This window comes from Lachnotalea sp. AF33-28 (assembly GCF_003477885.1).
Classification (GTDB): Bacteria; Bacillota; Clostridia; order Lachnospirales; family Lachnospiraceae; genus AF33-28.
Map to the genome: position 1 here is coordinate 139,678 of NZ_QUEE01000010.1, position 16,517 is coordinate 156,194.

Sequence of the window (16,517 nt, forward strand, 5' to 3'; positions counted from 1 at the left end):
GAGGAAAAAACTATGCTGCAGCTTGCACTGACCGTTCTCATTTATCTGATTATGGTCATTCCGGTGGGCATCTATTTGTACCATATTGCAGCCGGAAAACATACATTTGCCGATCCTGTATTCGACCGTGCTGACAGAGTGATATACAGGGTGAGCGGCATCCGCCTGCAGAAAGGCATGAACTGGAAAACGTATGCGCTGGCTCTTCTTGGCACCAACGCAGTCATGATTCTGATGGGCTACATAGTTTTACGGATCCAGTCTGTCGGACTGTTTAATCCCAACGGCGTGGGAGCTATGGAGGAATCCCTGTCGTTTAACACCATCATCAGCTTTATGACCAACACCAACCTCCAGCACTATTCCGGTGAGAGCGGCCTTTCGTACCTCTCCCAGATGCTGGTTATCATCTTTATGATGTTCGTCTCCGCAGCCAGCGGCTATGCCGCCTGCATCGCATTCATCCGCGGACTGGCAGGCAGGACGAAGGACAATGTCGGAAACTTTTTCGCGGATCTGGTCCGGATTATAACCCGCATGCTTCTGCCATTTTCCGTCATCGGCGGACTGCTGCTGGTCTGGCAGGGCGTTCCTTCGAACTTCTCCGGCAACGTGGTGATAGACACCATCGAGGGTACAAAGCAGGTGATAGCCATGGGCCCTGTTGCACCGCTGGAAATAATTAAGCACCTTGGCACCAACGGCGGTGGGTTTATCGGCGCGAATTCATCCACTCCGATAGAAAACCCGACCGTGCTAACCAACCTGATCGAGCTGTATTCCATGATGCTGCTCCCGGGCGCCTGTGTCATAACTTTCGGCAAAATGGTCCGTGACCGCAGGCGTGAGCAGGAAAAATCCTCTGCAGCGCTGACCGATGGGGAAAAACGGATTCCGAATAGTTTGACCGCCCGGTTGTTCGGACGGGAGGGGCGTACGGTTTTTGCCGCTATGGGCATTCTATTCGTGATTGGTCTAAGCGTATGTTTTTGGGCCGAATCACAGGGCAATCCGGCGCTGGCAGAGGCAGGCCTGTCCCAGTCCATGGGCAGCATGGAGGGCAAGGAGGTGCGGTTTGGCATCGCTCAGTCTGCGATGTTTACGATAACGACTACATCCTTTACCACAGGTACGGTCAACAATATGCACGATACCCTGACGCCCCTGGGCGGCATGGTTCCGATGTTACATATGATGCTGAACGTAGTGTTCGGCGGCAAGGGCGTCGGACTCATGAATATGATCATGTACGCGATCCTGGCTGTATTTATCTGCGGGCTGATGATAGGGCGGACACCTGAATATCTGGGCAAAAAGATCGAAGGACGTGAGATGAAGCTCACGGCCCTGTGCATCATCATACATCCTCTGCTGATTTTGACGTTCTCCGCTCTGGCAGTCGGCACCTTAGCAGGAAGGGAGGGAATCAGCAATCCGGGATTTCATGGACTGTCCCAGGTGCTGTACGAATATGCCTCCTCCGCCGCAAATAACGGTTCCGGCTTTGAGGGGCTGGCTGATAACACCGTGTTCTGGAATATCACCACGGGTCTTGCTATGTTCTTCGGACGGTATTTGTCCATCGTCATTCAACTGGCGATTGCCGGCTCTCTGATGAAGAAAAAATTTGTGAATGATTCTGTCGGCGCACTGCATACGGATACGGCATCGTTCCCGCTCATCCTCGTTGTTGTGGTCTATATCTTTGCGGCGCTGACATTTTTCCCGGTGCTGGCGCTCGGCCCGATCGCAGAGCATCTGACACTTTGGATGTAAGGAGGTAAAGCTGCAATGAGTAAAAAACGTAACCAAAAGCTGATGACACCGGAAATTCTCCGGCAAGCGGTCATCGGTTCCTTTATAAAATTGAATCCCCAGTACATGATGAAAAATCCCGTCATGTTCGTGGTGGAAGCAGGGTGCTTCATTACACTCCTGCTATCCTTCTTTCCAGGGAGGGACGCGGCCGCCGGTAATCTAAGGGCTTACAACATCACCGTCTGTGCCGTGCTGTTTGTCACCGTGCTGTTTGCCAACTTCGCGGAATCCGTGGCAGAGGGGCGAGGCAAAGCGCAGGCGGCCAGTTTGAAGAAAACACAGAAAGATACCGCCGCCCATCTGCTGTGTGCGGACGGTTCCACGAAAGACATTCGCTCCAGTGAGCTGAAGAAAGACGATATTGTCCTGGTTTTTGCGGGTGAGATCATTCCCGGCGACGGCGAGGTCTTGGAAGGCATTGCCTCGGTGGATGAATCGGCCATCACCGGTGAATCCGCTCCGGTGGTGAGAGAGTCAGGCGGCGATTTCTGCTCCGTCACCGGCGGCACCACCGTGGTATCCGACCGGCTGAAGGTACGCATAACTTCCGATCCCGGCAACAGCTTTCTGGACCGCATGATCGCATTGGTTGAGGGCGCCTCCCGCAAAAAGACGCCGAACGAGATTGCGCTGAACACGCTGCTGGTTTCCCTGACCATCATCTTTTTGACCGTCATCGTTACCCTGTATCCTATCGGTGTGTATTCCGGTGTCCGGCTTCAGATTTCAACGCTGATCGCACTGGCGGTCTGTCTGATTCCCACCACCATCGGAGGTCTGCTTTCGGCGATCGGCATCGCAGGTATGGACCGGGTTACCCGATTTAATGTTATCGCCATGTCCGGCAAAGCTGTGGAAGCCTGCGGCGATGTGGATACCATGATTCTGGACAAAACAGGCACCATTACCTACGGCAACCGGCTGGCAGCCGATTTCATCCCGGTAAAAGGCGCAGAACGCGGTGAACTGATCCGCTGTGCGGCGCTGACCTGCCTTCACGACGAGACACCGGAAGGAAAATCCACCCTGGAACTGGCCCGCCGTATGGGGGATAACAGCAGTGAAACTGCCGGTTCCAACTTTATTGAATTTACTGCTCAGACGCGGATGAGCGGCGTGGATCTTCCGGACGGAACGAAAATACGAAAGGGCGCCGCCGATGCCATTGAGACGTATGTCAAAGAGCAGGGCGGCAGCATTCCGGTGAACCTGCGGGAAGAGGTGGAAAAGATTTCTACGCTTGGCGGCACGCCGCTTACTGTCTGCGAAAACAACCGTATTCTGGGCGTCATTTATCTGAAGGATACCGTAAAAGCCGGTATGGCGGAGAGGTTTGAGCGGCTTCGCGCTATCGGCATCAAGACCATCATGTGCACCGGAGACAATCCTTTGACTGCAGCAACCATTGCCAAAGAAGCCGGCGTGGACGGTTTTATTGCGGAGTGTAAGCCGGAAGATAAAATCGATGTCATCAAAAAGGAGCAGGCGGAAGGCAAAATCGTCGCTATGACCGGCGACGGCACCAACGACGCCCCGGCGCTGGCTCAGGCCAACGTGGGTCTGGCAATGAACAGCGGCACTGCCGCCGCCAAGGAAGCAGCCAATATGGTGGACTTGGATTCTGACCCGACGAAGATTCTGGAAGTTGTGGAGATCGGAAAGCAGCTGCTCATCACCAGGGGCAGTTTGACCACCTTTTCCATTGCAAACGACATTGCCAAATATTTCGCCATCATTCCGGCCATGTTCATGCTGGCCATCCCGCAGCTGGGTGTGCTGAATATCATGAATCTGGCAACCCCGTACAGCGCGATCCTGTCGGCTTTGATCTTTAATGCGCTTATCATTCCGTGCCTGATTCCCCTGGCCATGAAGGGCGTTAGATACCGCCCCATGTCCTCCGGAAAAATGCTGCTGCGAAACATGATGATTTTCGGCGCCGGCGGTGTCATCACACCGTTTATCGGTATCAAAATCATAGATCTGATCATTCATCCGCTGTTGGCGCTGCTCGGTCTGTAAAGAAAATGCATGCTGAAGTGTGCGTAGGTCATCAGGCTTTGGCCGGTGACATGAAAAGGAGGAAGCTCTTATGAAAGAACATACTAAAAATTTACTGCACAACATCAGACAGGCTGTTACCGTATCGCTTGTCCTGATGCTGGTATGCGGATTTCTCTTCCCGGCATTGTTAAACGGTCTTTCGGCACTGCTATTTCCGCATCAGGCAGCGGGCAGCCTGATTGAGGCGGACGGCAGGCCTGTGGCGGCAGAGCATGTGGGGCAGGAGTTTATACAGGACTATTATCTGTGGAGCCGGCCCTCCGCTTACCACTATAACGTTTATACAGAAAATGGGGACGGGACCAGGAACTATCAGGACGGGACGAAATTTCCCGGAATTGGCTCCGGCTCTAATAACTATGCGCCGTCCAACCCAGCGCTTACAGAGCGTGTCGAAGCGGATCTTGCGGACTTCCTTGAAAAAAACCCCGCTGTGAAGCGGGAGGATATTCCCACCGACCTGCTGACAGCTTCCGGCTCCGGCTTGGACCCGCATATTTCCCCGGAATCGGCACAGATTCAGGTTCCCAGAATTGCAGAGGCCTCCGGCCTTGGTGAAGAACAGATCCGTGAGATCATCAGAAACAATACGGAAGGTAAGCTGCTGGGCATATTTGGTGAAGAAACCGTCAATGTGGTGAAGGTCAATATCGAAATCGGCATCGCAATGGGACTGATTGATGCGTAATGGCAGCCCCGGAAGCTGTTTATTTTATCTTAATTTGACCGCGCGAACCCTTGCCCTATTTTAATTTTCCCTGTGCTAACATATAAGCATAGCATAGGAGGGATTGATTATGACAGCAATTCTTGAGTCTTTACACAAGTTTGAGAGAGGGTTCGACGAGCGCGTACAGCGCTTTGCACTTTACCATCCGTGTCTTGCGCTTTTTGCGGCGTTTGCAGGAATACCGATTTTTCTTCTGGGGGCAGTTGCCGTGTGTACCGCACTTATCACACTTCCCCTGGCTCTGATTTTTGGGTTCCCATTTATATAATCTAAATACTGTGAGTTTTATTTTTATGCCCATTTAATACAGATAAAGATACAATAAAGACGGAAGCTCCTAGAAAATGAATTGTTTTGCCGGGCAATTGAAACTTTATCGCGATAAGAGCCACTGACAAACATGCTATGGAAAATTATGATCGGATGAAGTATAATTTTTATGTGTGTTTTGTATCACTGCCAAAATAGTATGAAGATATCCTGTTGTAGAGTGAGAGGTAGTCGCATGGAAGAAAAACGGCACACACCGGAACAGCTGTTAAAGGCTATTCAGGAGGAAGAGCAAAAGAAAACAAGAGGCCATTTGAAAATATTTTTTGGCTATGCGGCCGGAGTCGGCAAGACATATGCCATGCTGAAAGCAGCCCACGCCGCAAAACAACGGGGTATAGATGTGGCTGCGGGCTATATCGAGCCCCACACACGCCCGCAGACTATAAAACTGCTTGGGGGCCTGGAGTGCATTCCTAATCTGCAGATTGAGCACAATGGCATAATGCTCCATGAATTTGACATTGATGCGGCTATGAAGAGAAAACCTCAGCTTCTTTTAGTGGATGAGCTGGCCCATACCAATGCGCAGGGCAGCCGCCATGCAAAGCGTTACCAGGATATAGAAGAATTGCTGCGAGCGGGAATTGATGTGTATACGACGGTGAATGTGCAGCACATTGAAAGTATAAATGACACAGTTGCCTCAATTACCGGCGTTATGGTTCGGGAGCGCATCCCGGATTCTGTGTTTGACAATGCCGATCAGGTGGAGTTGGTGGATATTGAGCCGCAAGAGCTGATTGAAAGGCTGCAGTCGGGTAATGTTTATAAAGAAACACAGGCAAAACAGGCCCTGCATAACTTTTTTACAGAAGAAAATCTGACGGCTTTAAGGGAATTGGCGCTGCGCCGCTGTGCCGACCGAGTGAATATCCTGACGGAAAATGCCAGAGTGAAACATCACGGTGACTATCATACAGATGAACATATACTTGTGTGTGTCTCGTCATCGCCATCCAATGCGAAGATTATCCGCACTGCGGCCAGAATGGCAAGCGCCTTTCGCGGAGCATTTACAGCCCTGTTTGTAGAAACTCCCGATTTTTCCGCTTTACAGGAGGAAAACAAAAAACGCCTGCGTTCGAATATGCACCTTGCGGAACAGTTAGGGGCTAAAATTGAGACCGTCTACGGCGATGACATTTCATTTCAAATTGCGGAGTTTGCCCGGCTTTCCGGTGTGTCTAAAATTGTAATCGGACGGAGTGCAGCCACGAAAAAGGGTTTGTTCAGCAAACCGACACTGACGGAAAGGCTAATTGTAAATGCGCCCAATCTGGACGTACATATCATTCCTGATACGGTTTCCGGAGTTTCCGCTTATAGGGCAAAGAAAGCCAGGGAAACGTCAGGCCTTGTCTTTTCTTCCGCAGATATCCTGAAAAGTGCCGGAATCTTAATTGGCGCCAGCCTGATCGGTTTTCTGTTCCAGTGGCTCGGATTTGCGGAAGCCAATATTATCACAGTCTATGTCCTTGGCGTACTGCTTACCTCAGTGGTGACTGTCAACCGGGTATACAGCCTGATTTCTTCGGTTGTCAGCGTGCTGGTGTTCAACTTTCTCTTCACTGAACCGAAATATACGCTTCAGGCTTACGATCAGGGGTATCCTGTCACCTTTCTCGTCATGTTTCTGGCGGCTTTTCTGACCAGCTCGCTGGCGGGCCGGCTCAAGAACAGCGCAAAGCAATCGGCGCAATCGGCGTTCAGAACAAAAATCCTGTTTGATACAAACCAGCTTTTGCAGAAGGCGACGGACAGAAATGAGATTGTATCCATTACTGCCAATCAGCTTATGAAGTTATTGAAAAAGAGTATTGTGTTTTATTTTGCAGAGGACAATCTGCTGGGAGAGCCGCACGTCTTTTCTGTACCGGAGGAGACGTTTGATGATAGCTGTTTGTCAGGCGATGAAAAAGGCGTGGCGGCATGGGTTCTCAAAAATAACAAACATGCCGGAGCGACTACAAAAACGCTCTCCAATGCAAAGTGCATGTATCTTGCCGTCCGGGTGAATGACCGCGTATACGGTGTGGTCGGCATTTTAATTGGAAACGAGCCGCTGGATGCATTTGAAAACAGCATTTTTTTATCTATCTTGGGCGAATGCGCTTTGGCGCTGGAGAATGAAAAGAACAACAGGGAAAAGGAGGAGGCCGCCATTCTTGCCAAGAATGAGCAGATGCGGGCAAATTTGCTGAGGGCAATTTCCCACGATCTGCGCACGCCGCTTACTTCCATATCCGGCAATGCGAGCAATCTGCTGTCAAACGGTGACTCCTTTGACAGCGATACAAAAAGACAGCTGTATACGGACATTTACGATGACTCCATGTGGCTCATCAATCTGGTGGAAAATCTGCTTGCGGTTACACGAATTGAGGAAGGGCGGCTGAATCTGCGTATCTCGGAGGATTTGATTGACGATGTAATCACAGAAGCCCTGCACCATGTGAACCGAAAAAGTGTGGAACACAGTATTTCTGTTGAGAGCGAGGAGGATTTTCTGCTGGCTAAAATGGATGCCAGGCTCATTGTTCAGGTCATTATCAATATCGTGGACAATGCCATCAAGTACACGCCGAAAGGTTCCCATATTGTAATTCGGACTTGTAAGCGGGACGGCAAAGCAGTCGTCTCCATTGCCGATGACGGGGAGGGCATGTCAGACGAAATGAAAGCCAGGGTATTTGATATGTTTTACAGCGGAGCCAATAAGATTGCAGACAGCCGCCGAAGCCTCGGACTGGGCCTTTCCCTGTGCAAGTCCATCATTAATGCTCACGGAGGCACAATCACTGTTTCAGACAATGCACCGCGGGGTACGGTGTTTACATTTACATTATCTTCCGGGGAGGTAAAGCTTCATGAATAAATCACTGATCTTAGTCGTAGAGGATGATACTTCTGTAAAAAATTTAATAACAACAACTTTAAAAGCCCATGATTACCACTATCTTGTCGCGCCGGACGGCGCGGCAGCAATTTTAGAGGCCTCGTCCCATAATCCGGATATTGTCCTGCTCGACCTGGGCCTTCCGGACATGGACGGTGTGGAAGTGATTCAAAAAATCCGCACATGGTCCAATATGCCAATTATTGTGATCAGCGCGCGCAGCGAGGATACGGACAAGATCGATGCGCTGGATGCGGGAGCGGACGACTATCTCACTAAGCCGTTTTCCGTAGAAGAGCTGTTGGCAAGGCTGCGGGTTACTCAAAGACGTCTTATGATGACGCAGTACGAGTCGCCGGTGGAAGCATCCACCTTTACGAATGGGCAGCTTCGCATTGACTACGCCGCCGGGTGCGCCTACCTGAATGACGAAGAACTGCATCTGACACCCATTGAGTATAAACTGCTGTGTCTGCTTTCTAAAAATGTTGGCAAGGTACTGACCCATACGTTCATTACACAGAACATATGGGGCAGCAGCTGGGATAACGATATTGCTTCTTTGCGCGTCTTTATGGCGGCACTGCGAAAGAAAATCGAGAAAGAGCCGGGCGCTCCACAGTATATTCAGACCCATATCGGTGTCGGATACAGGATGCTTAGGGTTGAGTGATTCGTGTGCGGCGATAGATGAGAAAGGGAACATGGAGCGGCAGACGCAAATGGCTGTAACGGAACTTAGCCGTTTACGTTCTTATATATATATATCCTCCAGAGTAAGGAGCGTAACCTCTCCCTGTTTTCCCAACGCCTCTAGTGCGGATGAGAAACCAACCTTAGAGAAAATGAAATAGTGATATTTATTTCCTCTGCCAAAAACAGAAGCGTAATGGCGGATCAGCTCCAGTTCATCAACACCTATTTTTTCATTTTTGTATTTGCAGGAGCCGATAATATATTCGTTTCCATCCACGGGTGTGCCTACAATGTCAATCTGAACTTCTTTCCGTTCCTTTGAATCGGTTCCCCACCATTGACCGACCTCACTGAGTAGAATAGGCAGAGAGTCTGCATAACGGAGCAGATAATCCCGGCACATCTTTTCAAACACCAGTCCCATGTAATCCGAAAAATAGCGTTTGACGGCCTTTGTATAAATTTGTTCGATACGCCCGGCACTGATTGCAGACATGTTTCGAGGCACAAATCGGTACCAAAAGCGGAAAAAATTATCATCAATGGTATAGATGGTTTTTTTGCCCGGTTTCTCAGTAATAGGAGTCTCCCGCTTCAAAATACCGAGATCAAGCAGTACTTTCAGGTACTTGGAGCAGACACTGGATTCAAGACCTACCTTTGTAGCAATTTCATTGGCACGTGTAGAACCCCCGGCAATCGCAGAGATGATGGAATTATAGATTGCCGGTTCTCTTAGTTCCTGCTTTAGCAAATTTTCCGGCTCTTCAAAGAGATAACTGGAGGGGTTAAAGAGGTTTTCCAACAGAGCGTCATCCAGATTATCTTCTACATCCAGCTTGTTAATGTAGTGTGGAACACCGCCGGTGATCCCGTACAACAATGCCTGATCTTCCGGACTAAGAGTCGGATGAAAAACCGTCATTTCCTTATAGGTCAGCGCATGAATTTTGAACTGGGCTGTGCGTCTGCCATAGAGAGGACTTTCATATCCAAGCACCTGATACTCCATAAAACTCATAGAAGATCCGCAAAGAATTAAATAAAGCTGACTTTCCTGCCACATGTGGTCGATGATGTGCTGTAGGCGGGAGGAAATAGATTTTTCTGCTTTTGCAAGATAAGGATATTCGTCAATAACAAAAACCAGCCGCTGCTCCCGGGACATAGCGGTGATTGCCTCCAGAGCATCATCATAGTTTCGGTAGGTCGGTGCATTGGCAGATTCATCTGGATTTTTGTAAGAATAGATAGCCTTAGATAATGCCTCCAGATTTTCCAGAGAAGATGCATTTAAGGCCGAAAAGTAGATTGTCGGTCTTTCTTTGCAGAATTCGTTGATCAAAGCAGTTTTTCCAACTCTCCGTCTGCCATAAATGACAACGCACTCAAACTTGTTTTTATCATAGCGGCGATTCATCTGATGAAGTTCACCTTCACGACAATAAAACATAATAAATCTCCTTTCTACTCGTAATACACTAACTCATGAGTAGGCAACTTATAAGTCTATTATATCCTTACCTGAAGCCTTGTCAATCGCGTTGTGAAAAATAAATAATGTTACAGTTCGTTACTATTCACGGCTGCCCTGTCTTGCGCGGGAACTTTACGGTAACTGTGAACAGCAACTACAGTTCAGCTTTCCAGCTAACCTGTAACCCATTGAAACAGAAAATGCCGTCTCGACTAACATCCCCCTCCTGTGATATACTTAAAAAAAATATGCAATTACGGAAGGGGGCATTTTTATGGGCGGGCAGATAGATAAAAAACCAAAAAAAAGAATATGTGCCGGTCTGTTGGCTCATGTGGATGCCGGAAAGACCACGCTGTCGGAAGCTCTGCTGTATTTAAGCGGCAGCATAAGAAATATGGGGAGGGTGGACAATCAAAACGCCTTTCTGGATACCTATGCCCTGGAAAGGGCCAGAGGGATCACGATTTTTTCCAAGCAGGCGCAGATTACTCTGCCGGGAGCCAAGATTACGCTGTTAGATACGCCGGGGCATGTGGATTTTTCCGCGGAGATGGAGAGAACGCTGCAGGTGCTGGATTACGCGGTGCTGGTGATCAGCGGCGCGGACGGCGTGCAGGGGCATACGCAGACACTGTGGCGGCTTTTGGCCCGATACCATATACCGGTATTCCTGTTTGTGAATAAAATGGACCAGGACGGAACGGACAGGGAAGCTCTGCTTTCAGAGCTCAAGGAACGCCTGGATGACGGCTGCGTGGATTTTAGCGCTCCCGCGGATGCTTCCTTTTATGAAGAGGTGGCGGTGTGCGATGAGCGCGCGCTGGAGCATTTCCTGGAGACGGGGACGGTGGAGGCGGGGGATATCAGACATCTGATTGCTGAAAGGAAGCTGTTTCCCTGCTATTTCGGCTCGGCCTTACGGCTTTTCGGCGTGGAGGAACTGATGCGGGGGCTGGTAAACTATTCGGAGGAAGAGCAATATCCTGCGGAGTTTGGAGCGAAGGTGTTTAAGATCGCCAGAGACGGACAGGGCAACAGGCTCACCTATCTGAAGGTGACCGGAGGATCGCTGAAGGTGAAGACGGTGTTCGGCGATGAAAAGGTGAATCAGATCCGCATCTATTCCGGTGAGAAATATGAGACGGTGAATGAGGCGGAGGCGGGCAGCATCTGTGCGGTGACCGGGCTTTTAAACACAAGGCCGGGCCAGGGGCTGGGCGCCGAAGCGTCGTCTGCGCTGCCGGTGCTGGAACCGGTGCTGACCTACCGAATCGGGCTGCCGGAGGGCTGCGACGCCGCGGCCATGCTGCCGAAGCTTAGGCAGCTGGAAGAAGAGGAACCGGAGCTGCATATCGTGTGGGATGAGCAGCTGAAAGAAATACAGGCGCAGATCATGGGGGAGGTGCAGACCGAAATCCTGCAGAGCCTTATTCAGGAACGGTTCGATGTGAGTGTGAGCTTTGACTCCGGCAATATACTGTATAAGGAGACTATTGCGGACTGTGTGGAAGGTGTGGGACACTTTGAACCGTTAAGGCATTATGCAGAGGTGCATCTTTTGCTGGAACCGGGTGAGCCTGGCAGCGGCCTGGAATTTGCGGCGTCCTGCAGCGAGGATATGCTGGACCGTAACTGGCAGCGTCTGGTGCTGACCCATCTGGAAGAAAAAGAGCACAAAGGCGTGCTGACCGGCGCGCCCATCACCGATATGAAGATCACGCTGATCGCGGGTTGCGCCCATATTAAGCATACGGAAGGCGGGGATTTCCGCCAGGCCACATACCGGGCCGTACGCCAGGGCTTAAAACAGGCCAGGTCCGTGTTGCTGGAACCGTATTATGAGTTTCGCCTGGAGGTGCCGGAAGGCATGGTGGGACGGGCCATGACGGATATAGAGAAGCGCTGCGGGAGGATGAATCCTCCGTTTTCTGCCGACAGATTCATGGTGCTGACCGGCAGCGCGCCGGTGGTCACGATGCGCGACTATCAGAAAGAGGTCATTGGCTACACCAGAGGGGAAGGAAGGCTGTTCTGTTCCCTGAAGGGTTATGAACCCTGCCATAATTCAGAAGAGGTCATAGAGGCGGCCGGATACGATTCGGAGCGCGATTTGGAGAACCCGACCGGCTCAGTATTCTGCTCCCACGGCGCCGGTTTTGTGGTCAGCTGGGATAAAGTGAAAGATTATATGCATCTGGAAAGCGCGCCGGATGAGCGTCTGTGCCGGACAGAGGCAGCGCCGAAGCAGGATGCGGATCCTATTGAAGAGGAAGATTTCGTAGGAGTGGATGAGATCGATGCGATTTTATCCCGCACCTTTTACGCCAATAGCCGGGATAAAACGACCGCTTTGCGGAAAAAATATTCCGCCGGGAAAAGGGTGGACATTGCGCCTCATCCGGCGTCTGCAAGGCCGGTGAAGAAACAGGAACCAAAAGAAGCGTATCTGCTGGTGGACGGATACAATATCATCTTTGCCTGGGACGAATTGCGGGAGCTGGCTGCTGTCAGCGTGGACGGGGCCAGAGGAAGGCTTTTGGATATCTTAAGCAATTATCAGGGAATCTGCAAATGCCGCCTGATCGCCGTTTTTGACGCCTACCGGGTGCAGGGGCATCCGACGGAAATCCGGGATTACCATAATATACATGTGGTCTATACGAAAGAGGCTGAGACCGCGGATCAGTATATTGAGAAATTCGCCCATGAAAATGCCGGCAAATATGATGTGACCGTGGCCACTTCGGACGGACTGGAACAGATCATCATCCTAAGCCAGGGATGCAGGCTGCTTTCGGCCAGGGAATTTAAGAAGGAGATTGCGCATGCGATGGAAAGCTTGAGGGAGGAATATACAAAAGACCGCCCATCTGGCAAGAACTATCTGTTTGATTCACTGCCGGAAGACACCGCAAGAGCGCTGGAGGACATTAGGACCGGCGGGCAGAACAATGATGGATGACAGGTGGTGGGAAAGACCAGGGATTATTCCGGCAGTTATAAAAACTGGTAATATTGTCTCATATAATGCAAATTAACACACTTTTTTAAACGTTTTGCACACTTATTTTTATTGCGGATAAGTGTGCTTTTGCATATAATCGACATATCGGCCGAACAAAGACAGGTGTGTGCTGATCATATTATATTCACCAGACAGCACGCTTACCGTTAGCATTGAAAACGAGGAGGATATGAAGATGAAATGGAGAAAAGTTACGGCACTGGCGCTTGCGGCAGTTATGTGCATATCTGCGTCAGCCTGCGCAAACGGCGCTCAGAATACCGGTAATACAACACAGGCGGAAAGTCCAGTAAATACCACGGTGGAGAGTCAGACCTCTGCTGCAGATAACACCACTGCTGCGCCGGGCAATGATGCGGGGAACCAAGCGGCCCTGCGGGTGGCATGGTGGGGCAGCCAGGAGCGTCATAACATGACCATTGAAGCGCTGGACGCATATGCGGCGGAAGCGGGAACGGAGTTCTCCTATGAGTATACCAGCTGGACAAGTTATTTTGAGAACCTGGCCACACAGGCGGTGGGTAGCAACCTTCCCGATGTGATTCAGATGTCTACAACGGATATCATCAACTATTCAAAAAACGACCAGATCATCGATCTGCAGCCGTATATTGATGACGGGACCATAGACATCAGCAATATTGACCAGAGCTCTCTAAGCGGAGGCATGGTGGACGGTAAACTGGCTGGTTTTACCACCGGCGTGAACACCGTGAATGTGCTGTACGACAAAGAGGCGTTTGATCAGGCGGGAGTGACATACCCTTCCAATGACTGGACCTGGAGCCAATTTATTGATACGGCCAAGGCTGTTTACGACGCGACGCAGATCCCCACTGAGCTGCCATTCCTGGCGGAGGCCAGATGGCTGGTGGAGGCAATGGTCCGCAGCTATGGATATGATTTCTTTTCAGAGGACGGCCATTCCCTTCCGTGGGCAGAGGATGAGGCTGTGGTTACGGCGGTGATCCAGGCGGTTCAGGATATTTATGACGGAGTTAAGGCTGGGTATTTTGTGGATCCGGAGGTACAGATCGCATGGTCTACTACGGAAGATTACTTTATCGTAAAAGGCGAGTCCGCCATGTCCTTCCAGTTAAGCAATTACTACGGTGTTTACTGCGCTGCGGCGGGCAAGGAGCTGGGAATGGTTATGCTGCCTAAGATGGACGGCGGAAGCCAGACAGGGATGTATCTGAATTCCAACATGTACTGGTGCATCTCCGCCAACTGCCAGGATCCGAAAGCGGCCGCGGCAGTGATCAATTATCTGATCAACGACGAGGATGCCTGCAAGATGATCGGAACGGACAGAGGCATTTCATTATCCGGCGCGGTGCGCGAAATGCTGGCATCCAGCGAGGATACGGATGTATATACCAAGAACACGTTGAATTATGTGAATGAGGTTTCCTCCGCGGTCAAATCCACGAATCCTGCTGATCCGCTCAATTCCGCGGAAGCGATCAGCGTTCTGAAGAATAACTTCACGGCGGCCATGTACGGAGAGATGTCCGCAGAAGACTGCATCACGGACTTTATCAGCCAGGCAGCTTCCATTCTTCCGGAATAGACGGCAATATTCACAGTATCGTAAAATGGGGGCCTGATCAGCCCCCATTGCCTTTCCCGCTTCACAAAAAAGGTGTGTTTATCCAACAGCCTAATTCACGAAAATGAGGTAGATTATCATGGCGAATAAATCCCAGATGAGGAAGAATACACTGTTGGGGTATCTTTTCATCGGACCCTGGCTGATCTGTTTTCTTGCCTTTACGGCGCTGCCGTTTGCAGCTTCCTTTTTTCTGTCTTTTACAGAATACAATATGTTGTCGGTGCCGAAGTTTATCGGTTTTAGCAATTATATCCGTCTGTTCACGCAGGATAACCTGTTTATGACCTCTCTCGGAGTCACTTTTAAATTTGTATTTATTTCCATTCCGCTAAGACTGTTATTTGCGCTGATGGTGGCAATGATCCTCAACAGAGACTCCAAAGCAGTACCTATTTACAGGGTGATCTATTACCTTCCGTCCATCCTTGGAGGCAGCGTGGCGGTATCGGTTATGTGGAAATACTGTTTCTCGAAAACAGGCGTATTTAACAGCTTTTTAAATATGCTAGGCATTCCCTGCAACATCAGCTGGATATCCAATAAAGATACTGCGCTGTGGAGCATCATACTGCTGTTTATCTGGCAATTCGGTTCTCCGATGCTGATTTTTCTGTCCGGACTGAAGCAGATTCCCAGGAGCTACTATGAAGCGGCGGTGGTGGACGGCGCTGGACCTGTAAAGAAGTTTTTCCGGATCACACTTCCTCTGTTAAGCCCTATCATTTTCTTTAACCTTGTTATGCAGATGATCGGCGGCTTTATGGTATTTTCACAGGCGATGATCATAACGGACGGCGGCCCCATGAACAAGACGCTGGTGTATGCGCTCTATCTGTACAGACAGAGCTTCGCTTATTATAAGATGGGCTACGGATGCGCTATGGCCTGGATCCTTCTGGTAATCATCGGCTTTTTCACGGCCCTTGTTTTCAAATCCTCCAGCGCATGGGTGTTTTATGAAAACGAGATGTTTGACGGCAAAAGCAATAAGAGGAAAGGAAGGGCGCGTCGGAAATGATTCGGAAAAAGCTATCTAATACTGTTTTATTTCATGCGGTCGTATGCGCGATCGGATTCGTGATGATCTATCCGCTGATCTGGATGTTTTTCAGCTCTTTTAAAGAGAGCAGCCTGGTCCTCTCTACCGTAGATCATCTGTTTCCGGAAAAATGGGAATTTGGAAATTATCTCAACGGATGGTCCGGGTTTGGAGGCACTACTTTTACCACATTTTTTCAAAACTCTGTCATAGTGACGGTGGTTTCGGTGATCGGCAATGTGCTGGCGTCGGCCATGGCGGCCTATGGCTTTACACGGATACGTTTCCGGGGAAGAGGTTTTTTCTTTATCTGTATGCTGATTACGATGATGGTGCCCAGCCAGGTACTGGTGGTGCCGCAGTATATTATTTTTAACGGACTGAACTGGGTGAATACGTTTCTGCCGCTGACGGTGCCGGAATGGGGCGGGAGAGCCTTCTTTATCTTTTTAATCATGCAGTTTATCGCGGGAATTCCCAAGGATCTGGATGAAGCGGCGGAAATCGACGGCTGCGGTAAGGTGCGTCTGTTCACCAGGGTTATGATGCCTCTGATTAAACCGGCTCTTGCAACCTCGGCGATCTTCTCGTTTTACTGGAAATGGGACGATTTTATGGGTTCTCTTCTGTACCTTAATTCTCCGGAGAAGTACACCGTATCCATTGCGCTGAAGCTTTTCTGCGATCCAACCAGCGTTTCGGATTATGGCGCCATGTTTGCCATGTGCGTGGCTTCGCTGCTTCCTGTGATTGTGCTGTTTCTGTTTACGCAGAAATACATTGTGGACGGCATTGCAATGTCCGGACTGAAAGCATAAAAT

At 50.1% G+C, this 16,517-nt stretch carries 11 protein-coding genes; 10 read left to right on the forward strand and 1 reads right to left on the reverse strand.

The features are described from left to right. Window positions 1-12 precede the first annotated feature (12 nt). The 6 genes from DWZ56_RS14940 (at window position 13) to DWZ56_RS14965 (ending at window position 8,514) form a co-directional block, all read left to right on the forward strand. A complete protein-coding gene (locus DWZ56_RS14940) occupies window positions 13-1,776 on the forward strand; it encodes a potassium-transporting ATPase subunit KdpA (RefSeq protein ID WP_118557432.1) in 1,764 nt (587 codons plus the stop codon). A 15-nt stretch (window positions 1,777-1,791) separates the two neighbouring features. After that, entirely contained in the window at window positions 1,792-3,840 is a 2,049-nt protein-coding gene (gene kdpB / locus DWZ56_RS14945) for a potassium-transporting ATPase subunit KdpB (protein ID WP_118557433.1), read from the forward strand. 70 nt (window positions 3,841-3,910) lie between these two features. Further along, window positions 3,911-4,570 (forward strand): K(+)-transporting ATPase subunit C, encoded by a 660-nt coding sequence (gene kdpC, locus DWZ56_RS14950; RefSeq protein ID WP_118557434.1) that lies wholly within the window; start codon window positions 3,911-3,913, stop codon window positions 4,568-4,570. Window positions 4,571-4,679: 109 nt separating this feature from the next. Continuing rightward, window positions 4,680-4,880, forward strand: a complete 201-nt coding sequence (locus tag DWZ56_RS14955; RefSeq protein ID WP_118557435.1) for a hypothetical protein — start codon at window positions 4,680-4,682, stop codon at window positions 4,878-4,880. Between the two features lie 237 nt (window positions 4,881-5,117). Continuing rightward, window positions 5,118-7,820, forward strand: coding sequence for a sensor histidine kinase (locus DWZ56_RS14960; RefSeq protein ID WP_118557436.1), 2,703 nt, complete (start codon window positions 5,118-5,120; stop codon window positions 7,818-7,820). Next, window positions 7,813-8,514: a response regulator gene (locus tag DWZ56_RS14965; protein ID WP_118557437.1), complete on the forward strand. Its 702-nt coding sequence runs from the start codon at window positions 7,813-7,815 to the stop codon at window positions 8,512-8,514. Before DWZ56_RS14960 ends, DWZ56_RS14965 begins: the two co-directional genes overlap by 8 nt. A gap of 81 nt (window positions 8,515-8,595) precedes the next feature. On the opposite strand, the gene DWZ56_RS14970 is transcribed toward DWZ56_RS14965, so the two are convergent. Further along, a complete protein-coding gene (locus DWZ56_RS14970) occupies window positions 8,596-9,990 on the reverse strand; it encodes an ATP-binding protein (protein ID WP_118557438.1) in 1,395 nt (464 codons plus the stop codon). A gap of 298 nt (window positions 9,991-10,288) precedes the next feature. Here DWZ56_RS14970 and DWZ56_RS14975 point away from each other — a divergent pair, with 298 nt between their 5' ends. The 4 genes from DWZ56_RS14975 (at window position 10,289) to DWZ56_RS14990 (ending at window position 16,514) form a co-directional block, all read left to right on the forward strand. Beyond that, window positions 10,289-12,979, forward strand: a complete 2,691-nt coding sequence (locus tag DWZ56_RS14975) for a translation factor GTPase family protein (RefSeq protein ID WP_118557439.1) — start codon at window positions 10,289-10,291, stop codon at window positions 12,977-12,979. A 238-nt stretch (window positions 12,980-13,217) separates the two neighbouring features. Next, complete coding sequence (locus tag DWZ56_RS14980; RefSeq protein WP_158584613.1) at window positions 13,218-14,615, forward strand: ABC transporter substrate-binding protein; 1,398 nt, start codon at window positions 13,218-13,220, stop codon at window positions 14,613-14,615. Window positions 14,616-14,733: 118 nt separating this feature from the next. Continuing rightward, window positions 14,734-15,675: a carbohydrate ABC transporter permease gene (locus DWZ56_RS14985; protein WP_118557441.1), complete on the forward strand. Its 942-nt coding sequence runs from the start codon at window positions 14,734-14,736 to the stop codon at window positions 15,673-15,675. After that, complete coding sequence (locus DWZ56_RS14990) at window positions 15,672-16,514, forward strand: carbohydrate ABC transporter permease (RefSeq protein WP_118557442.1); 843 nt, start codon at window positions 15,672-15,674, stop codon at window positions 16,512-16,514. The genes DWZ56_RS14985 and DWZ56_RS14990 overlap by 4 nt, the downstream gene beginning before the upstream one ends. The last annotated feature ends 3 nt before the right edge of the window (window positions 16,515-16,517 follow it).